16 protein-coding genes, 1 tRNA gene and 1 riboswitch are annotated in these 18,976 nt (G+C 72.6%); of the genes, 10 read left to right on the forward strand and 7 right to left on the reverse strand.

Annotated features, from left to right (window positions below):
* Window positions 1-29 precede the first annotated feature (29 nt).
* The 5 genes from NNW99_RS19950 (at window position 30) to NNW99_RS19970 (ending at window position 4,228) form a co-directional block, all read left to right on the forward strand.
* The gene (locus NNW99_RS19950) at window positions 30-1,190 is read left to right on the forward strand and encodes a PP2C family protein-serine/threonine phosphatase (protein ID WP_215124364.1); all 1,161 of its coding nucleotides are present in this window, start codon (window positions 30-32) and stop codon (window positions 1,188-1,190) included.
* A gap of 140 nt (window positions 1,191-1,330) precedes the next feature.
* A complete protein-coding gene (locus tag NNW99_RS19955) occupies window positions 1,331-2,248 on the forward strand; it encodes an STAS domain-containing protein (RefSeq protein WP_215120487.1) in 918 nt (305 codons plus the stop codon).
* Window positions 2,245-2,664, forward strand: coding sequence for an STAS domain-containing protein (locus tag NNW99_RS19960; protein WP_215120489.1), 420 nt, complete (start codon window positions 2,245-2,247; stop codon window positions 2,662-2,664). Before NNW99_RS19955 ends, NNW99_RS19960 begins: the two co-directional genes overlap by 4 nt.
* Window positions 2,664-3,107 (forward strand): anti-sigma regulatory factor, encoded by a 444-nt coding sequence (locus tag NNW99_RS19965; RefSeq protein WP_215120490.1) that lies wholly within the window; start codon window positions 2,664-2,666, stop codon window positions 3,105-3,107. The genes NNW99_RS19960 and NNW99_RS19965 overlap by 1 nt, the downstream gene beginning before the upstream one ends.
* A complete protein-coding gene (locus NNW99_RS19970) occupies window positions 3,107-4,228 on the forward strand; it encodes an ATP-binding SpoIIE family protein phosphatase (protein ID WP_215120492.1) in 1,122 nt (373 codons plus the stop codon). The genes NNW99_RS19965 and NNW99_RS19970 overlap by 1 nt, the downstream gene beginning before the upstream one ends.
* Window positions 4,229-4,243: 15 nt before the next feature.
* Here the strand turns inward: NNW99_RS19970 and NNW99_RS19975 are convergent, their stop codons facing one another.
* From NNW99_RS19975 to NNW99_RS19985, 3 genes are all read right to left on the reverse strand, one after another.
* The gene (locus tag NNW99_RS19975) at window positions 4,244-4,750 is read right to left on the reverse strand and encodes a MarR family winged helix-turn-helix transcriptional regulator (protein ID WP_215120494.1); all 507 of its coding nucleotides are present in this window, start codon (window positions 4,748-4,750) and stop codon (window positions 4,244-4,246) included.
* A gap of 117 nt (window positions 4,751-4,867) precedes the next feature.
* Complete coding sequence (gene ribA, locus NNW99_RS19980; RefSeq protein ID WP_215120496.1) at window positions 4,868-5,518, reverse strand: GTP cyclohydrolase II; 651 nt, start codon at window positions 5,516-5,518, stop codon at window positions 4,868-4,870.
* A gap of 199 nt (window positions 5,519-5,717) precedes the next feature.
* Window positions 5,718-6,233 carry a MarR family winged helix-turn-helix transcriptional regulator gene (locus tag NNW99_RS19985; RefSeq protein WP_215120498.1) on the reverse strand — a complete coding sequence of 172 codons (516 nt, stop codon included), beginning with the start codon at window positions 6,231-6,233 and terminating at the stop codon, window positions 5,718-5,720.
* A 102-nt stretch (window positions 6,234-6,335) separates the two neighbouring features.
* Between NNW99_RS19985 and NNW99_RS19990 the strand changes: the two genes are divergently transcribed.
* The 4 genes from NNW99_RS19990 (at window position 6,336) to NNW99_RS20005 (ending at window position 10,214) form a co-directional block, all read left to right on the forward strand.
* Complete coding sequence (locus NNW99_RS19990) at window positions 6,336-7,463, forward strand: dihydrofolate reductase family protein (RefSeq protein ID WP_215120500.1); 1,128 nt, start codon at window positions 6,336-6,338, stop codon at window positions 7,461-7,463.
* Between the two features lie 74 nt (window positions 7,464-7,537).
* Window positions 7,538-7,611, forward strand: a tRNA-Met gene (locus NNW99_RS19995).
* A 293-nt stretch (window positions 7,612-7,904) separates the two neighbouring features.
* Window positions 7,905-8,061: riboswitch (cyclic di-AMP (ydaO/yuaA leader) on the forward strand.
* Window positions 8,062-8,072: 11 nt separating this feature from the next.
* Entirely contained in the window at window positions 8,073-9,107 is a 1,035-nt protein-coding gene (locus tag NNW99_RS20000) for a M23 family metallopeptidase (protein ID WP_215120501.1), read from the forward strand.
* A 162-nt stretch (window positions 9,108-9,269) separates the two neighbouring features.
* A complete protein-coding gene (locus NNW99_RS20005) occupies window positions 9,270-10,214 on the forward strand; it encodes an aldo/keto reductase (protein ID WP_215120502.1) in 945 nt (314 codons plus the stop codon).
* A 740-nt stretch (window positions 10,215-10,954) separates the two neighbouring features.
* On the opposite strand, the gene NNW99_RS20010 is transcribed toward NNW99_RS20005, so the two are convergent.
* The 4 genes from NNW99_RS20010 to NNW99_RS20025 form a co-directional block, all read right to left on the reverse strand.
* Window positions 10,955-12,376 carry a PrsW family intramembrane metalloprotease gene (locus NNW99_RS20010; protein WP_370869145.1) on the reverse strand — a complete coding sequence of 474 codons (1,422 nt, stop codon included), beginning with the start codon at window positions 12,374-12,376 and terminating at the stop codon, window positions 10,955-10,957.
* 58 nt (window positions 12,377-12,434) lie between these two features.
* Window positions 12,435-13,295, reverse strand: a complete 861-nt coding sequence (gene trmB, locus NNW99_RS20015; protein WP_215120503.1) for a tRNA (guanosine(46)-N7)-methyltransferase TrmB — start codon at window positions 13,293-13,295, stop codon at window positions 12,435-12,437.
* Between the two features lie 110 nt (window positions 13,296-13,405).
* A complete protein-coding gene (gene lhgO / locus NNW99_RS20020) occupies window positions 13,406-14,611 on the reverse strand; it encodes an L-2-hydroxyglutarate oxidase (protein ID WP_370869146.1) in 1,206 nt (401 codons plus the stop codon).
* 71 nt (window positions 14,612-14,682) lie between these two features.
* Complete coding sequence (locus NNW99_RS20025; protein ID WP_215120504.1) at window positions 14,683-16,107, reverse strand: MFS transporter; 1,425 nt, start codon at window positions 16,105-16,107, stop codon at window positions 14,683-14,685.
* Window positions 16,108-16,832: 725 nt separating this feature from the next.
* On the opposite strand from NNW99_RS20025, the gene NNW99_RS20030 reads away from it, so the two are divergent.
* Window positions 16,833-18,947, forward strand: a complete 2,115-nt coding sequence (locus NNW99_RS20030) for an asparagine synthase-related protein (RefSeq protein ID WP_215120505.1) — start codon at window positions 16,833-16,835, stop codon at window positions 18,945-18,947.
* The last annotated feature ends 29 nt before the right edge of the window (window positions 18,948-18,976 follow it).

Below are 18,976 nucleotides of genomic sequence, written 5' to 3' on the forward strand. Positions count from 1 at the left end.
TTGGTGTGTCGACCATCGTGACGACGATCGTGAACAGATTCGTGGCCGCCGAGCGCGCCCTGCGCACGGCGGCTCCCCATCAGCTGCTGGACGCGGTCCGTCGTGTACTGACCGATCAGTACGCGGCGGACTCCGTCGAGCTTTTCCTGGCCGACTACGGACTCACGGTGCTTCAGCCGGTGTCCGTGCCGCCGCACACCCTCGAGCCGGTGTCCGTGCACAACAGCCCGGCGGGCCGGGCCTTCGGGGCGCAGGAGCCCCGGGTGGAGGACCTGCCGGGGGAGCGCGTCCGGGCGCATCTGCCCGTCACCGTGCGCGGCGACCGGCTCGGTGTGCTGACCGTCGTCCTGCCGGGCGGCGAGCACGCCGACGGCTGCCTCGGCGAACTGGCGGAGATCGCCCAGGTGCTGGGCCATGAGGTCGTCGTCGCCGAGCGGGACACCGACGTCTACCTCCAGGCACGCCGCCGGGACCGCCTCACCCTGGCCGCCGAGATGCAGTGGCAACTGCTGCCGGGCCGCTCCTGCGCCCGCCCCGAGTACGACCTCGGCGCCCAGCTCGAACCGGCGTACGCGATCTTCGGCGACAACTTCGACTGGTCCGCCACGGCCGACCGGCTCAGCCTCTACGTCACCAACGGCATGGGCGAGGGCATCGAGGCCTCCCTGCTGACCAACCTCGCGATCAACGCCCTGCGCAACGCCCGCCGGGCCGGTCTCCCCCTCGCCGACCAGGCCGCCCTGGCCGACCAGGCGGTGTACGCGCACTACTCGGGCCGCTGCTACCTCTCCGTGCTGATGCTCGACTTCGATCTGGCCACCGGGCGGGTCCTGGCCGTGGACGCCGGTTCACCCCAACTGCTGCGACTGCGTCAGGGAGTGGTGGAACGGGTCGACTTCGACGCCCAGTTGCCGCTCGGCATGTTCGAGGAGACCGACTACGCGGTCCAGGAGTTCCGGGCCGAGCCCGGCGACCGGCTCGTCTTCGTCAGTGACGGGGTGTACGACGTCGCCTCCCCGGGCGGAGAGGCGTACGGCGACACCGCCCTGGCCCGGGCGATCCAGTCGACGCGGCTGCTTCCGGCCGCCGATGTGCCCCGGGCCGTCCTGCGCGAACTGAACGGCCATCGCGGCGGGCCCGTCGCCGCCGACGACGCCCTGGTGGTGTGTCTGGACTGGCGTGGGCGGTAGGGGACGGGGAAGGTGCAGGCCAGGGGCGACGGCGGGCAGTTGTTTGGTGTTGCCCACCGTCGGCACTAATGTTTGTCATACGGCAAGTAACGGCTGAGGTGCCGTAGCCCGGCCCTCGGTCCGGCCCGTGCAAGGGAGCGATGCAAGTGTCGGATTCGGAACGGAACGCGGAACAGGAGCCGGCCCATTACCAGGTGAGTGCCTTCCTCGAACGGCGCCGGGAGCAGGTGGCCCAACGATGGGCGGACGCCGCGCTGTTCCGCACCGTCTTCACCGTCTCACGGGACGAGGCCGTGGAGGCGGGCAGGTCCGTGGCCGCGGCGCTGGCCGCGGTGGCGGCTTCCGGGCGGACGGAGGACATCCGCGCGCCCGGATTCGAGTCGGTGCGCGACCAGTTGAGCCGGATGGCGGCCTCCCGCGCCCGTACGGGGATCGACCCGGACGGGGTCGCCGGCGAGGTGGCCGCCCTGCGCGACCCGGTGACCGAGCTGCTGCGCGCCGAGTTCCCGGACCCGTACGCCCCCGAGGCCCAGGACAGCGTGCTGGCCCTGACCGTGCTCATGGGCACGCTGCGCCTGGTGGTGATGGAGACCCTGGTGAGCGCGGGCGAGGAAGTGATCGCACGGCAGCGCGAGCAGCTTCTCGAAGTCGCCACCCCGGTGATCAAGCTATGGGACGGCATCGTCGCCGTACCGCTGATCGGCACACTGGACAGCGCCCGCAGCCAGGTGGTCATGGAGAGCCTGCTGGACGCGATCGTCGCCGAGCGCGCCCGGTACGCCATCCTCGACATCACCGGCGTGCCCACGGTCGACTCGCTGGTCGCCCAGCATCTGATGAAGACGGTGGCGGCGGCCCGGCTGATGGGCGCCGAATGCGTCGTCTCCGGTATCCGGCCCGCGATCGCGCAGACCATCGTCCACCTGGGCATCGACCTCGGCACGGTGCTCACGCGCGCCAGCCTCGCGGACGCGCTGGCCTACGCGCTCAGCCGGCAGGGCGTCGAGATCGCGCCGCTCCGGTCGGCCGGCCCGGTGGCAGACACGGGCGTGCGGTGAGCGGGTTCGGGCCGGCGGCGTTCGGACCCGCGGGGGGACACGCCTTCACGGTGCCGGTCCTCCAACTCGGCGACACCCTGCTGGTCACCCTCCAGGGAGAACTGCACGACGGGATGGCCGAGCAGCTCCAGCAGGACATCACCGCCCGGATCGCGCACTCCCGCGTGACCGGAGTGGTCATCGACATCTCGGGTGTCGACATGGTCGACTCTTTCCTGGGGCGGGTCCTCGCCGAGATCGCCGCCGGAGCCGGGCTGCTGGCCGCTCGTACGGTACTGGCCGGGATGCGCCCGGCGGTGGCGATCACCCTGGTGGAACTGGGGCTCACCCTGCCGGGGCTGCGTACGGCCCTGGACGTCGAACGCGCGATGGAGCTGCTCGCCGCCGGTGAGCCTCACAGTGAGGGGAGTCCCTGATGCAGGCCTCCCGCCATGCCGCGCCGGCGAGCCTGCCGATCGGCTCGGACGCCGATCTGGCCTGGGTACGGCAGCAGGTCCGGCAGGCGGCCGCCGAGCTGGGCTTCGGGCTGGTGCAGCAGACCAAGCTCGTCACGGCGGCCAGCGAACTGGCCCGCAACACCCTCGTCCACGGCGGGGGCGGCCATGTGGAGATCACCCCGCTGGGCGTCGCCGCGTCGAGCGGGCTGCGGCTGGCCTTCGTCGACACCGGGCCCGGCATCCGCGACCTGGACCAGGCGATGACCGACGGCTACACCAGCGGCGGCGGGCTCGGACTCGGCATGAGCGGGGCCAAGCGGCTGGTGCACGAGTTCGAGGTGGAGAGCCGGCCCGGTGAGGGGACCACCGTCACCGTCACCGCCTGGGCCACCGCCGTGCCGCCGTCCCGGCCGGGGGCCTGATGAGCAGGGTGTGGGACGTGCCGGTGGACGACTCGACCCGGGTGCGGGACGTCCGGGTGGCGGCCGAGGAGGCCAGCGCCGACGCCGGGCTTCCCGCGCCCCGCACCGCGACCGCCGCGCTCGTGGCGACGGAGCTGGCGACCAACCTGCTGCGGCACGCCGACGGCGGGCGCGTCGTCATCAACCTCGTCGAGCGCGGCCAGGACGGCGCCCCGGAGACGTCCGTGCAGATCGTCTCGCTCGACCACGGACCCGGCATCCCGGACATCGCGACGGCGATGCGCGACGGCTACACCACCGCGTCCTCCCTGGGCGCGGGCCTCGGCACGTGCCGGCGCATAGCGAACGACTTCGATCTGCACAGCGCCCCCGGCCGGGGCACGGTGGCCGTGGCCCGCATCGGCCACGAGCGGGCCGCCAAGGGAGCGCAGGCATCGCAGAGGGCGCAGGGACCGCAGGGGGCGCTGCGTCTGCCGGGCCCGCGCGTCGGCGGTGTCAACGTCCCCCTCGGCCGGGCCGAGTACTCCGGCGACGCGTGGAGCCGGGTGTACGGCGGCGACCGCGTGACCCTGCTGCTCGCCGACGGGCTCGGCCACGGGCCCAAGGCCGCCGAGGCGTCCGGCGCCGCCGTGGCCGCACTGCCCGGGGTGGCCGACCTGCCGCCCGCCGAGATACTGCGGCACCTGGGCAGGACCCTGCGGCCCACCCGGGGCGCGGCCGTCGCAGTGGCCCAACTCGACCTTACGTCCCAGCAGTTGAGCTTCGCCGGGATCGGCAACGTCAGCGGCCGGCTGCGCACCGACGGCACCTGGAAGCCGCTGCTGTCCCACCCCGGCATCGTGGGCGCCCAGGCCCCGGCGTCCGTGCCCGTGCAGCGCGTGCCCTGGCAGGAGGACAGCCTGCTCGTCCTGCACAGCGACGGCCTGCCCGGCCGCTGGACGCCGCCCGACGACGGCGTGCTCCTGTCCTGCGACCCGGCGGTGGTGGCCGTGGCGGTGCTGCGGGACGCGGGGAGTGCGGCTCTGCCGGTGCGGGACGATACGTGTGTGGCCGTACTGGGGGCCGGTTCCGGTTCCGGTGTCGGTGCTGGTGCCGGTCGCTGGAGCGGCACAGGGGCCTGACTCGCCCCGCCGTTCTCACCGGCCGTCAGTTCCGTCAGGGTGCGGCGCGCCCCCGTCCCGTGCCGCCAGAAACCCCCGCAACCCCCGGCTCAGAGCCGCCCGTTCCGCCGGTTCCATCGCCGCCAGCGCCGCGGCCAGGGCCTCGGTCCGGCGGTCCGCGACGTCGTTCAGGACATGCCTGCCGTGCGCGGTGAGCCACAGCTGCACCTCGCGGCGGGTGCCCGGATGCGGGGCCCGCTCCAGCAGACCGGCCGCGGCGAGCCGGTCGCAGAGCCGGCTGGCCGTGGGGAGGCCGATGTCCATCTGGTCCGCCAGGGCCGTGACGTTCAGACCGGGCCCCGCCTCCACGGTGCGCAGCGCCCGCAACTGGTGCGGGGACAGCCGCAGGGAGGCCTCCTGGGCGGCGACCGACCACAGGGCCGTCAGACTGTCCACGGCATCGGCGATCCGCGACGCGACGGCCTCAGGGCCATCGCCCGGCCCCCTCGCCCTGGGGTCGCCGGGGGCGCCGAGATCGGTCACGAAACGTCACTTTCCATAAGCTCCGGGCACTGCGGAGATCGCCCTCTTGCAAAGGCTGTACCCGATGAGCCGGGGGACAAGCAGACCCGTTCACCACCCGTCCGGGCCGCGTCCCGTTCAGCCCGCGCTGAGCTCCGTCAGCGCGGCCAGCGGCAGCGTGTGCTGGGTCTGCAGCACCTTGGCGCGCAGATAGCGGACGTTGTGCGCGGTGGTGAAGACGCCCGTCGGGACGCGGTCGCGCACATCGACGCCCAGCGTGCGCAACTGGTCCGCCTTGTCGGGGTTGTTGGAGAGCAGGTCCAGCTCGTCGATGCCCAGGGCCTTCAGCATCTGGGCCGCCGCCGTGTAGTCGCGGGCGTCCTCCGGCAGACCCAGGGCCGCGTTCGCCTCGTACGTGTCGAGCCCCTCGTCCTGGAGGGCGTACGCGTCGAGCTTGTTGTAGAGGCCGATGCCCCGGCCCTCCTGGCGGAGGTAGAGGAGCACGCCGCCGCGGTCGGCTATGCGCTCGACCGCCTCGCGCAGTTGCGGACCGCAGTCGCAGCGGGCCGAGCCGAACACGTCCCCGGTCAGGCACTCGGAGTGCAGCCGCACCAGCGGGACCGGGCCCGGCTCGCCCAGGACGACGGCCACGTGTTCCTGGCCGTCGGCCAGTCCGTGGAAGGTGACGAGTTCGGCGTCGACCTGGTAGCCGTCGTGAAAGCGCAGCGGTACCCGGACGCGGGAGCGCGGGGTGGCGAGGGCGGCTGGGGCGGCAGGGGTGTCGGGCATGCGGGGCCTCCGGATTCCGTTCCTGTTCGGCTGCACGGCCGTCTGCTGGGCCGTCTGCTTCAGATTTGAAGCAGATCCACGGTTCGGAACACTACCCTTGCTTTAAATTTGAAGCAACGAGGTTCAGTCGCTTGTGACGTGCCTCACTGAAGTCCCTCCAAGAGCAGTCGGCCGCCTCACGAACAGGCCGTGGAGGACCTCACGAACAGGCCGTGGAAGACCTCCGCCGCCACGGCACGTCGTCCGACGTCGGCCGTGCCCCGTCCTCCTGGAGCCCCTGCGCGATCGCCGCGGAGATCTCCTCCAGCTGCGCCACCTGCTCCTCGCTGAGCCGGTCGAAGACGAAGCTGCGCACGGTCTCGACATGACCGGGCGCCGCGCGCTCCAGTACGGCGAACCCCGCGTCGGTCAGCGCGGCGATGCTGCCCCGCTTGTCGTACCGGCAGGCCTCGCGCCGCAGCATGCCGTCCTTCTCCAGCCGGGACACCGCGTACGTCAGCCGGCTGCGCGTGATCTTCAGCCGCTCGGCGAGATCGGTCATGCGCAGGCGCTGTTCGGGGGACTCCGACAGGACGGACAGGATGGAGTAGTAAAGGTGCGGCATGCCGGCGTCCTGCTGGAGCTGCCGGTCGATCGCGTCCTCCAGAAGCAGCGAGGAGGCGATGTACGCGCGCCAGGCGCGCTGCTCCTCGGGGGTGAGCCAGCGAGTCGTCATGCCGCCAGTGTAGGTTTGTTTCAAACTTGAACCAAGACCCGGCGGGTCACGGCAGACCCTGAGTCCCGCCGGTCCGCCGTCCGACCCGACCGGGGAGCGTCGATGCCTCACCCGTACGTCCTGCTGTCCGCCGCCGTCTCCCTCGACGGCTACCTCGACGACACCGGGCCCGAACGCCTGCTGCTGTCCGGCCCGGCCGATTTCGACCGGGTCGACGAGGTCCGGGCATCCGTCGACGCGATCCTGGTCGGCGCCGGCACCATCCGCGCCGACAACCCGCGCCTGCTGGTCAACTCGGAGGAGCGGCGGGCCGCCCGCACGGCTGCCGGCCTGCCGGAATACCCCCTCAAGGTCACCGTCAGCGGCACCGGCGACCTCGACCCCGAGGCGCGGTTCTGGCACACGGGCGGCGAGAAGGTCCTCTACACGACCGACCAGGGCGCCGAGCGTGCCCGGGCCCTCGGCCTCGCCACCGACGTGGTCCCCCTCGGCGCCGACCTCGACTGGCGTCGGCTCCTCACCCACCTGCACGACGTACGGGGCGTACGGCGGCTCATGGTCGAGGGCGGCGGCCTGATCCACACCCAGCTCCTCACCCAGGGCCTCGCCGACGAACTCCAGCTGGTCCTCGCCCCGCTCTTCGTGGGCGATCCCAAGGCCCCCCGCCTCTTCGGCCCCGGCGGCTACCAGGGCGGCAGGCTCCGGCTGCTGGAGACGCGGCGGATCGAGGACGTCGTCCTCATGCGCTACGAGCCCACCGCCCCGGGCACCGGCGCCCTCGCCGCCGCGGCCGATCACCACTGGCTGGCCCTCGCCTGCGAGTTGGCGGACCTCTGCCCGCCGTCGGACACGGCGTTCAGCGTGGGCGCGGTGGTGGTCGCGGCCGACGGCACGGAACTCGCCCGCGGCCACTCCCGCGAGGGCGGCGACCCGCTCGCGCACGCCGAGGAGGCTGCCCTGGCGAAGCTCGACCCGTCCGACCCGCGCCTCGCCGGCGCCACGGTCTACAGCAGCCTGGAGCCCTGCGCCCGCCGCGCCTCCCGCCCCGCGCCCTGCGCCCGGCTGCTCCTCGACGCCGGCGTCCGCCGTGTGGTCACGGCCTGGCGTGAGCCGGACACCTTCGTCCGGGGCGCCGACGGCAGCGGAGTCCTGGCGGCCGGCGGGGCGGAGGTCGTCGTCCTCCCGGAGCACGAGCAGCGGGCCGAAGCCCCGAACCGTCACCTGCTCTAGAGGGCGGATTCCGCTGCTGAGCATGAGGTGGTCAAGAGTGGTCCCGCGGATGGCGTACACTGGAATCACAACGACGCGGGGTGGAGCAGCTCGGTAGCTCGCTGGGCTCATAACCCAGAGGTCGCAGGTTCAAATCCTGTCCCCGCTACTGAAGGCCTAGGGCCGGAATCCGAAAGGGTTCCGGCCCTAGGTGTTTTCCGGTTTCCGTGCCGCCATTACTGCCAGTGAGCGAACCGCACCACTCCGCACAACAACTGACACGCCGTCAATACCCGGCGGTCACTTACGGAGCGGTCAACTCGCCCGATTTAAGCCGGTCATGGCAGGTAAGTCCGCACGAAAAAGGTTAATGATCAAGTGGAATCGCTGGAATCCACACCCCGGGTCTATTAACGTTCGATAACGCAGCGCGGTCGTCCCAGCCGTCACAGAAGGCGGCTCCGTGCGCACGCGCCGAATCCTGAAAGGGAACCGGGGAACCACCACTTGGGGTGAATCGGGCGTAAACCGCCGTGGAAGCACGGTCGGTATACGCGCGTAGGAGACCTTCCTGCTCCGAACCCGTCAGCTAACCCGGTAGGCGAGAAGGAAGGAAAGGAGTACGCCCACGTGGCGTCCAACCGGCCTGCCCCCGCGGCCCCGTTCGCGCGGAACCAGCGCGACACCGAGACTTTCGGCTACGGCGGTCAGCGCACCGACGAGGGCCCGTTCCAGGAGTGGAACCCCACCGAGGAATCCATCCGTCCCGTCCGTGGCCGGCATCGCGTCACCAAGCAGCGCGGCGGAGGTCTCGCCCGCAGCTCCACCGTCCTGGGCGTCGGCGTCATAGCCGCCGTGGGCGCGGGTGGCATGGCCAGCGCCCAGACCGGCAAGCCGCCGGTGTCCATCTCCGTGTCGGACCTTCCCTCGGTGGGTTCCCTCATCTCGGACGACGACACCCCCGAGGGTTCCTCGACTCCGCTCAGCGGTCTCGGGGCCACGGCCACGGCCAAGGCCGAGGAGGGCTCCTCCGGCGCCGGCGAGGCGCTGCGCGCCCGGATCATGGCCCAGGTCGAGCACCAGCAGGAGCAGATCGACACCAAGGCCGCGCAGGACGCCGCCGACGCCGCCGAGAAGGCGGCCGCGGAAGCCGTGGCCAAGGCGGAGAAGGAAGCCAAGGACAAGGCCGCCGAGGCCAAGCGGAAGGCGGAGGAGGAGGCCAAGAAGAAGGCCGAGGCCGAGCGGCTCGCCGCCCTCGCCAAGCAGTTCACGCTGCCGACCTCCTCGTACACCCTCACCTCGACCTTCGGTCAGGCCGGTGCCTACTGGTCCTCCGGCTACCACACGGGTCTCGACTTCGCCGCCCCCACGGGCACGCCGATCAAGGCGGTGCACAGCGGCACCATCACCGAGGCGGGCTGGAACGGCTCGTACGGCTACAAGACGGTCCTCACCCTCGATGACGGCACGGAGATCTGGTACGCGCACCAGTCCTCCATCGGCGTCAGCGTCGGCCAGAAGGTCAGCACGGGCGATGTCATCGGCCGCGTCGGTGCCACGGGCAACGTCACCGGCGCCCATCTGCACCTCGAAGTGCACTCCGGTGGCTCCAGCAGCGGGATCGACCCGATGGCGTGGCTGCGGGGCAAGGGCCTGAACCCGTAAGCGCCACAAGCCAGTCGAAGCACCGGCAGCCCTGACGACGACCCCCCGACGTCAGGGCTGCCGGTTTTCGGTGTCTGCGGACCCGCTGCGCGCGGGGGCGTTTACAGGACCTTTGCGTCGGACCTGGAATGAGCCGCTCCGGTAGGGCCGTTGACGAGAGACATGACTTCTCTTCGCAAGCTCGGCTCCTCCGATCTCGAAATCTTCCCGCTCGCCCTCGGTGGCAACGTCTTCGGCTGGACCGCCGACGAGGCGCAGTCGTTCGCCGTGCTCGACGCGTACACCGCCGCCGGCGGCAACTTCGTCGACACCGCCGACGTCTACTCGGCGTGGGTCGACGGCAACCAGGGCGGCGAGTCCGAGACCGTCCTCGGCAAGTGGCTTGAGGCGCGCGGCAACCGCGCCGATGTCGTCGTCGCCACGAAGGTCAGCCAGCACCCCGAGTTCCAGGGCCTGTCCGCCGCCAACATCAAGGCCGCCGCCGACGCCTCGCTGCGCCGGCTGCGCACCGACTACATCGACCTCTACTACACCCACTTCGACCAGCCCGATGTGCCGGTGGAGGAGATCATCGGGGCGCTCGACGAGCTGGTGAAGGCCGGGAAGGTGCGGCACATCGCCGCCTCCAACATCTCGGCGGAGCGGCTGCGGGCCTCCCTGGAGTTCTCCGACCGCGAGGGCCTCGCCCGGTATGTCGCCCTCCAGCCCCACTACAACCTGGTCTCCCGCGACACCTACGAGGGCGAGCTCCAGGACCTCGCCGAGCGCTCCGGCCTGGCGGCCGTCCCCTACTTCGCGCTCGCGTCCGGCTTCCTCACCGGCAAGTACCGCCCCGGCACGACCGTCGACAGCGCCCGGGCCGGCGGCGCCGCCAAGCACCTGGAGACCGACCGTGGCCTCCGCGTCCTCACCGCCCTCGACGAGATCGCCACGACCCACGACGCCCCCGTCGCCACGATCGCCCTGGCCTGGCTCGCCGCGCAGCCCACGGTGGCGGCCCCGATCGCGTCCGCCCGCACGGTGGAACAACTGCCGGCCCTGGTCGGAGTCGGTGACCTCACGCTGACGGAGTCGGAGATCGCGCGTCTTACGGAGGCTTCGGCCTGAGCGGTCGCCGGGGCGGGGTTTCGTCCTGCTCGCCGAGCATGCTCGCCGTCTGAACGACCAAGGGCACAGCGCCCCGGCACGCGCTGCCGCGATGGGCCAGGGCCTGTGCGGTGGGGCTTCGGCCGGGGCGTTCGGCCTGGGGCTGGCGGCCGGCCCGGCTTTCGTTTGCCTGCTGCTGCAGCTTGACTGCCGTCGCACGCGCCGTCGGTGCGGCTACGGCCGTGGCGCCCGTACCGGACCGGCAGCTGACCGGCGCCAGACCGGCTGACGACCACACGGGACTGGTGGGCGGCCCGGCTTTCGTGGCCGACGGCTGCGGGCTGACCGCCGTCGGCAGGCCCTTCCGTTACCGGTCTGTGCGGCGGCGCTCCGGCTGGGGCGCTCGGCTGGGGCTGGCGGCCGGCCCGGCTGTCGTTTGCCTGCGGCTGCGGCCTGACTGCCGTCGCACGCGCCGTCGGTGGGTAGCGCCCGGCCCGGACCGGCGGCTGACCGGCTGACGACCACACCGGACTGGTGGCCGACGACCCGGCCTTCGTTGCCCGCGGCTGCGGGCAGACCGCCGGGCACGCGCCGCCGAGACCAATCCGTGCCGGGCGCCACGGCCGCGGCGCCCGGCACCGGACCAGAGCAGACGGCGACCGCACCGGACCGGAGGGCGACCGCACCGGACCGGCGGACAACCGGCATCGGACCGGCCGACGACCGGCCCCGTTGCCCGCGGCTGTCGGCCCGCGCCTCGGCTACGAGCGGTACGGGTTGTACGCGGGGTACGGCGTCGTCTTGTACGCGGGGTACGGCGTCGTCGGGGCGGGGTAGGGGGTCGTCGGGTAACCGTAGGCATGGCCGTATGTCCCTGTCGGGTGGCCGTAGCCGTAGGCGCCGTGTACCGGCCAGGGGGGTGCCGCCACCGGGACGGGTGGGGCGGTGATGCGGGCCGCGTGGTCCAGGGCGGGGCGGGCGGCGTCTCGGCGGCGCCAGAGTTCCTCCAGGAGCTCCCGTTCCCGTACGACGAAGTCGGGCCCGGCGCGGCCGCGGCGGCCCCGGTGGCGCAGGAACGCCAGAGAGGTCGCGTAGGACTCGTACTGCGCCACCGCCCGCGCCGCGGACTTCCCCGCGTGGCGGCGGGCGTACTGGCGGGCGATCCGCCTGGCCCGCATCGAGCCGAGCGCGTACGGCTCGGCCGGGGTCAGCCAGCCGGCGACGGCGTACGCGGGCAGCTCCGCCCGTACGGTCTTCAGCTCCCGCTGCCGGGTCCAGATCACCAGCCACGTCAGCAGCCCGAAGATGGGCACCATGAACGCCGCGTACACGGCGAAGAACCCGTACTCGCCGAACGCCGAGGAGCCGTTCCACATCGCGTGCATGCCCATCGCGAGCAGCAGCCCGGAGAGCGGGAAGGCGACGCGGCGGAGGCGGCGGCCGTCCGCCGCGAGCGCGGCGATGCCGAAGCCGATGCCCGTGAGGACCGTGAAGAGCGGATGCGCGAACGGCGACATGACGATCCGCACGAAGAAGGTCGCCGCCGTGACGGAGGCGATGCCGCTGTGCCCCGCGAGCTGGTCGGTGCCGAAGGCGATGCCCAGATAGAGGATGTTCTCCGTGAAAGCGAAGCCGGTGGCCGTGACGCCGGCTATGACGACCCCGTCGACGATGCCGGTGAAGTCACGCCGCCGGAAGAGGAAGACCAGTAAAACGGCCGCCGCCTTGGCACACTCCTCGACCACCGGCGCGATGACGGTCGCCCCCAGCGTGTCCGCGCTCGTCGGGTCCGCGGTCGCCGTCGCTATCCACTGTGTCGCGAAGCTGTTGGCGACGATCGCTATCAGCGCCGCCGCGCAGGCACCCCAGGCGAAGGAGAACAGCAGGTTCCGCCAGGGCCCCGGCTCGACCCGGTCCAGCCAGCGGAACGCGGCTATGAGCAGGGGGACCGGGAGGACGGCCAGCCCGAGCCCGACCAGGAACCCTTCCGTGCCGGTCTCCTCGCGGACCAGGGCGAGGATGACCAGGCCGGAGATCACGAGGAGCGTGGACAGCGCGCCGTAGCGCACCCAGGCGCGCTGCCACCAGTGGGCGTGCCGCAGCGGGCCGGCGGCCGTGCCGGCGAAGGGCACGCCGTCGGCGGGAACGCTGGGATACGACGGATACGGGGGGCAGGTGGCCACGGCATTGACCCTAACGACGGATGGGCGCTGTCCGCAGGCGGGAGGAAACCGGGGGCGGTCAGGCGCCGGCGGGGGGTTGCTCCACGTGCTGTACGCGACGGAAGAGGAGGTCGTTCACGACATGACCCTTGTCCAGTCCCTGTCCCTCGAAACGGGTCAGGGGACGGAAGTCGGGACGGGGCGCGAAACCGCCGTCCGCCTGCGTGTTCTCGAAGTCGGGGTGTGCGGTGAGGACCTCGAGCATCTGCTCGGCGTACGGCTCCCAGTCGGTGGCGCAGTGCACGGTCCCGCCGGGCCTGATACGGGTCGCGGCGAGGGTCAGGAACTCGGGCTGGATCAGCCTGCGCTTGTGGTGCCGCTTCTTGGGCCAGGGGTCGGGGAAGTAGACGCGCAGGCCGTCGAGGGAGTCCGGGGCGAGCATCTCGCGGAGCAGGATGATCGCGTCGCCGTTCGCGACCCGGATGTTGGACATGCCGTCCTGGTCGGCGAGATTGAGCAGGTTGCCCTGGCCGGGGGTGTGGACGTCGACGGCGAGGATGTTGGTGCGGGGGTCGGCGGCGGCCATCTGCGCGGTCGCCTCGCCCATGCCGAAGCCGATCTCCAGGACGACGGGGTTGTCGTTGCCGAACAGGCCGGCGAGGTCGAGGCCTCGCTGCCCGTCGATGTCCAGTCCCCACTTGGGCCACAGCCGCTGCAGCGCGTCCGCCTGCCCTGCCGTCACCCGGCTCCGCCGCGGCTGGAAGCTCCGGATCCGCCGCTCGAAGTGCGACCCGGCGGGATCGGCCTTCGGCCCGTCGGGAAAGCGCGGCTCACCCTTGGCCCGCGTATGCCGGATGGACACACCGGGCGCGTGGTCGGGGTGCTCGCCGTCGGGGGTGCTGGGCGGCTGGATGCTTTCGGGGGTATTCACGTCAGACACAGTGAGGCCGATTTTACGGCCGTCGGGTAAGGGGCTGTGGCGGGGTGAGGCCGCGGCGGCCCGCTCCGCCGGGTCGCGGACCCACGCGGCGGACCCGCCCGGGCCCGGCGTCACAGCACGCTCAACGCCCTCCGCGCCACCTCCCGCCCGATCGGCAGGCTCGCCGTAGCCGCAGGAGACGGCGCGTTCAGCACATGCACCGTACGAGCGCCCTCGCGGATCAGGAAGTCGTCCACCAGCGTGCCGTCCCGCAGCACGGCCTGGGCCCGCACCCCCGCCGCCGTCGGCACCAGGTCCTCCTCGGTCACCCCGGGCAGCAGTCTGCCCACCGCGTCCGTGAACGCAGCCTTGGACAGCGACCGCCGCAGCTCACCCGCCCCGTACCGCCAGTGCCGGCGCGCGATCCGCCAGGATCCCGGCCAGGCCAGGGTCGATCCCAGCTCGCGCCAGCGGACCGTGCCCCAGCCGTACCCCTCGCGGGCCAGGGCCGGCACCGCGTTGGGCCCGACATGGACACCGCCGTCGATGCCACGGGTGAGATGCACCCCGAGGAACGGGAACGCCGGGTCGGGGACGGGGTAGACCAGGCCCCGGACCAGCTCCGGTCGGGCCAGTTCGTAGTACTCGCCCCGGAACGGCACGATCTGGACGTCCGGGTCGTCCCCGGTCAGCCGGGCGATCTCGTCGCTGTACAGGCCCGCGCAGTTCACCAGGACCCGGCCGCGCACCACGTCCCCCGCCGAGGTGAGCGCGGCGACGCCCAGCTCGGGGCGGCGGTCGATGCGCACGACCCGGGTGCCGTAGCGGATCTCCGCGCCCGAGCCGTGGGCCAGCTGACGGGCGACCGCGACGAAGTCGCAGATGCCGGTCGTACCGACGTGTATGGCGGCGAGGCCCCGGACCTCCGGCTCGTACTCCATGATCTGGGACGCGCACAGCTCCCGCACCGGGATGCCGTTCTCCCGGCCGCGCTGCACGAGCGCGTGCAGCCGGGGCAGCTCGGAGCGGTCGGTGGCGACGATCAGCTTGCCGGTGACCGAGTGCGCGATGCCGTACTCGGCGCAGAACTTGACCATCTCGGCGGCGCCCCGCACCGCGTAGCGCGCCTTGAGCGAGCCGGGGCGGTAGTAGACGCCGCTGTGGATGACTCCGCTGTTGCGGCCGGTCTGATGCCGGGCCGGGCCCGGTTCCTTCTCCAGCACCGTGACACGTGTGCCCGGTGCGGCGCGTGTGATCGCGTACGCCGTCGACAGACCGACGATCCCGCCGCCGATCACCAGCACGTCACAGTCGTAGGCGAACCGCACGAGCACCACCTCCCACCTCGATAGTGCACTGCGCCACTGACATCGCCTTCAAACGCGCGGAAGGGCGGCAGGTCCGACGCTCACGCGGGAGCCACCAGCAGCGGCCGCGCCCGCTCGCGGAGCTCCACCACCCGGGGCTCGTCCCCGTAGGGCTCCAGCCGGTGCAGAAGATCCTTCACGTACTCCGTGGTCCGGGCGGACGAGATGCGCCCGGCGACCTCCACCGCCCGCACCCCCTGCTCGCACGCCGCGTCCAGATTGCCCGACTCCAGTTCGGCCACCGCCGAGACGACGAGGCGCAGACCGTGCGAGCGGACGAACTCCTCCGTCGGCTTGGAGAGCGCCTGCTCGGTGAAGCGGCGGACCTGGCGGGGCGCCTTGAGATCGCGGTAGCACTCGGCCGCGTCGGCGGCGAAACGGTCGTAGGAGTAGAAGCCGAGCCAGCTCGGGTCGTTGTCGCCGGGGCGGGCGCGCTCCAGCCAGCTCTCGGCCGCCTTCAGGGCGCCGCCGGCGGCCGGGGCGTCACTGGCGCGGGCATGCGCGCGTGCCTCGACGAGACGGAAGAAGCTCATGGTGCGGGCGGTCGCGAGACCCCGGTTGCGCTCCAGCGCGGCCTGGGCGAGGTCCACGCCCTCGTCGCCGAAGCCGCGGTAGGTGGCCTGGAGTGACATGGAGGCCAGGACGTAGCCCCCGAGGGGGACGTCCGCCGCCGCCCGGGCCAGGCGCAGGGCCTGGATGTAGTACCGCTGGGCCGCTTCCTGCTGGCCGGTGTCGAAGGCCATCCAGCCGGCGAGCCGGGTGAGTTCCGCGGAGGCGCCGAAGAGGGCCCGGCCGACCTCGTCGGAGTAGGAGCCGAGCAGGAGAGGGGCGGCCTCCACCCTTAAGCACTCGGGGACCATCGACGAACGCCAGTCGCCGCCGCCGTACTTGGAGTCCCAGCGCCGCGCGTCCTCGGCGGCCTCCCGCAGCTTCTGCACATCGCTGTGGCCGACTTTGAGCGGTGCGCCGGAGCCCTCGCCGGGGCCCACGTCACGCGCGACCGAACTGTCGGCCGGGGTTATCAGCCATCGTGAGGCGGGCGTCGCGTACGCGCTCACCGCGAACGATCCGGCCAGGGACTGCCAGATGCCGCCGGTTCCGGCGCGGCGGCCCGCGAGGTCGAGGCGGTACAGCTCCGTCGCGGACCGGACCGCCTGGCCGACGTCCCGTGGGAAGGCGAGGCCGACTTCGGGCGCGGGGTCCGCGTCCGCCAGGCCGATCTCGTGCAGCGGCACCGGGCGGCCGAGCTTCTGTCCGATGGCGGCGGCGATGAGGTGCGGCGCCGCACCCTGCGGCACCATGCCCTTCGACACCCAGCGCGCCACCGACGTCTTGTCGTAGCGAAGCGTCAGACCGCGCTGGGCGCCGAGGTCGTTGACCCGCCGCGCGAGGCCTGCGTTGCTGATTCCCGCGAGGGCGAGAACGGCGCCGAGTTTTTCGTTCGGCCCGCGTTGCTCCCTGGACATGAGCCACCCCTCGACACAGACGGCTGCCGGCACTGGCATAACCACGCGGCATTCGTAAACCCAGCGTAGTTCGCCGCATCCCAAGCGTTAAGGGGCATTGTTCCGGTTGGCGGGATTGTGGTCCGTACTGAAGTGCGGTTCAGATACGGGCTGTTGCGGCGTGCTCCCACTGTGTGGCCGTGCGCCCGCCCGTGCGCTCTTCTCCAGCCATCGCGGGAGCGGTTCCATGGTCATTGCGTGGGTCGGCCCGCTGTACTGGATCCAGTGGGCTGGGGGACACCGCCGCCTCCATCCCCGCGGGCGGCGGAAGGGTCCGGGAGGCGTGCTCCGTCTCCCGGACTGCGCGATCGGGCGGTGGTACGCCGATCCTGTACGGAGCGTGTTCGACGCTGTCCGTGGCACAGTGATTTGGCCGAAAATCGACCCCGCCGGTCATGGGGTATCAGGGCTCCGACCATGGCAGTTGAGGGCGCATCGGGCGTAGTCGGGGCGCGTATCGGGGGCGCATTCGCGCCGCAATCGTGGAGAAGACGTGTCGCTGACGTGCCTTGCGTCCGGCGCGTCTTTTCTGCGTTCGGGCCGCCCGGGGCGGTGCGGGCGTAGCCGCCGGGGCGCATTCGACGGAGCGCAAGCGGCGTCGGGGCCCTCTGGAGTGCTTCCTTCATGGCAGCATGGTGAACCGGTTCGTACGGTGCACTGGTTGTCCACAGCCTGTGGAGGCGGCGATGCGGTGGTTGGTGGGATGGAGCAGCACCGCCGCGGGAGCACTCGCTGCCGGTTCGGCGGGGGCCACGGGGTCGGACGGCGAGACCGTGCACCCGGTGGGCTCCCAACTCCTGTGGGGCGACCCCGATCCGCTCTGGGCGGTCGGCGACTGGCGCCCCGACGAGGTGCGGGTGGTGAAGGCCGACGACCGGACCCGTATCGCCGTCCTCGGCATCTGCGGTGCCACCGACGAGCAGTTGCGCGTCGCGCTGTTCGCCGCGCGCGGCGGGGCACTTCGGCATCTGACCGCCTGGCCGGGCAGCTACACCGCGATCGTGCAGGTCGGCAGGAGGCTCACCGTCTGCGGCGATCTCGCGGGCGCGCGGCCGGTGTTCCACACGCCCTGGGCCGGCGGCACGGCATACGCGACGGCCGCGCTGCCGCTGGCCGACCTCATCGAGGCCAACCTCGACTTCGGGCACCTCGCCGCGCTGCTGGCCGCTCCCGACGTACCCGCCGCGCTGCACGACTCCACGCCGTACGACGGCGTGAAGCGCATTCCACCGGGGCATGCGCTGATCCTGCGCGCCGGTGCGCGGGAGATCGCCGGATACGAGCCCGTCGCCTCGCTGGCGGTGGCGGCGCCTCCCGCCGACCCCGACAGCGCGGTCGACGCCGTGCGCGACGCGCTCGTGGAGGCCGTACGGACCCGGCTGTCCGCGCCGCGCCACGTCCCCGGGGCGGACATAGACCCCGGACCCGTCCCCGGCATGGGACCCGCCGAGCGGCGTGCCGCGCGCGGAATGCCCGTCCCGGGCATCGGGGCGGACCTGTCCGGCGGACCGGCCTCGGGGACGCTGGCGCTGCTGGCCTCGGGCCTTCCCGGCATGCCGGGCACGGTGCTGGGCCACGGCACGGGCGCGGGGGAGCGGCTGCTGGCGGTCACGTTCAACGACCTCACCGTCGCGGGGCAGGAGGCCGAACTGGAGCGGGCGGGCGCCCTGGCGGCGAACCCCCGGCTGCACCACGTGGTCGTGGCGGGCGGCGAGGAGACCCTTCCCTACGCCGACCTGGACGGCCCGCTGACCGACGAACCCGGGCCGTGCCTGGTGTCGGCGGCCCGGCACCGGGCCCGGCTGGCGTCCGGCAGCGCGGACCACTTCACCGGCTACGGCGCCCGTCAGGTCCTCGACGCCCACCCGGCCCGGCTGGCCGACCTGCTGATGGACCGCAGGCGACGTCATCTCGTGCGGCCGGTCGCCGCGCTGGCCAAGGCGGACGGTTCGGTGCTGGTCCCCGCGCGCGTGTACGCGGCGGCGCGACGGCTGTCCCGTACGCCGTACCGCTCGGGCCTCGAATCCCTCGCCGAGCGGCTGCTCGACCACCGGTCGGACGACGGCCTGGACGCGCCCGGTGGGGCGGTGGAGGCCTCGCTCGCCGCGCTGACCTGGGGCAGACCCGGGCCGGCCGCGCGCTGGCTGACCGGTGAGGCACTCGCTGAAGTATCGGTTCGCCTTCAGGCGTCCACACACCGGTCGGAGCTGGTGGGACCGGGACAGCGGCCGGGCGACTTCCGCGCGCGTGCGGCGCTGGCACGGCACGCGGCGGACCTGCGGGTATTGGAGCAGGCCGCCGAGATCCGCTTCCAGCGGCTGCACGCGCCCTTCCTCGACAACCAGGTCGTGCGCGCGGCCCGCGCGCTGCCCGAGGCGCTGCGGGTACGGCCCGGGGCGCGTGCGGCGATCCTCCGTACGGTGCTGGAGGGCGCCGGCGTACGGGAACTGCCGCCCGGCTGGGGCGTCCCGACCCAGGCCACCGAGGCGACCGCGGCCCGAACGGGCCTGAGAGTGGCGGCGGACACCTTGATCACACTGTTCGACACCCCCCTCTTGGCAGAAGCGGGCCTGGTCGAGGCCCGAGTCGTCCGCAAGGCCCTCCGCTCGGCGGCAGCGGGCGACCCCCTCCCCCTGGACGGCCTCGCCGACCTGGTCTCCCTGGAACTCTGGCTCCGCCGCCTCCTGGCCCGCCGAGGCACATGCTGGACGGGCACGCCTGCGCGGCAGCGGGCAGTACCGGCGGGGATCGCGCCGCAGCGGGGGGCGTTGGGGGCGGGGGCGGGAGGAGGGCGGACGTAGCCTCCCCCGCCTGAGCTGCGGGCGGCTGG

This window comes from Streptomyces sp. CRCS-T-1 (genome assembly GCF_024442335.1).
Lineage (GTDB): Bacteria > Actinomycetota > Actinomycetes > Streptomycetales > Streptomycetaceae > Streptomyces > Streptomyces koelreuteriae.

Coding starts and splice junctions, on each gene's coding strand:
- ribA (WP_215120496.1), bottom strand. CDS start 5,518: ATGCCCGACACCCCTGCCGCCCCAGCCGCCCTCGCCACCCCGCGCTCC.
- NNW99_RS19985 (WP_215120498.1), bottom strand. CDS start 6,233: ATGACGACTCGCTGGCTCACCCCCGAGGAGCAGCGCGCCTGGCGCGCG.
- NNW99_RS20030 (WP_215120505.1), top strand. CDS start 16,833: ATGCGGTGGTTGGTGGGATGGAGCAGCACCGCCGCGGGAGCACTCGCT.
- NNW99_RS19965 (WP_215120490.1), top strand. CDS start 2,664: ATGCAGGCCTCCCGCCATGCCGCGCCGGCGAGCCTGCCGATCGGCTCG.
- NNW99_RS19990 (WP_215120500.1), top strand. CDS start 6,336: ATGCCTCACCCGTACGTCCTGCTGTCCGCCGCCGTCTCCCTCGACGGC.
- NNW99_RS20005 (WP_215120502.1), top strand. CDS start 9,270: ATGACTTCTCTTCGCAAGCTCGGCTCCTCCGATCTCGAAATCTTCCCG.
- NNW99_RS19970 (WP_215120492.1), top strand. CDS start 3,107: ATGAGCAGGGTGTGGGACGTGCCGGTGGACGACTCGACCCGGGTGCGG.
- NNW99_RS20025 (WP_215120504.1), bottom strand. CDS start 16,107: ATGTCCAGGGAGCAACGCGGGCCGAACGAAAAACTCGGCGCCGTTCTC.
- NNW99_RS19955 (WP_215120487.1), top strand. CDS start 1,331: ATGCAAGTGTCGGATTCGGAACGGAACGCGGAACAGGAGCCGGCCCAT.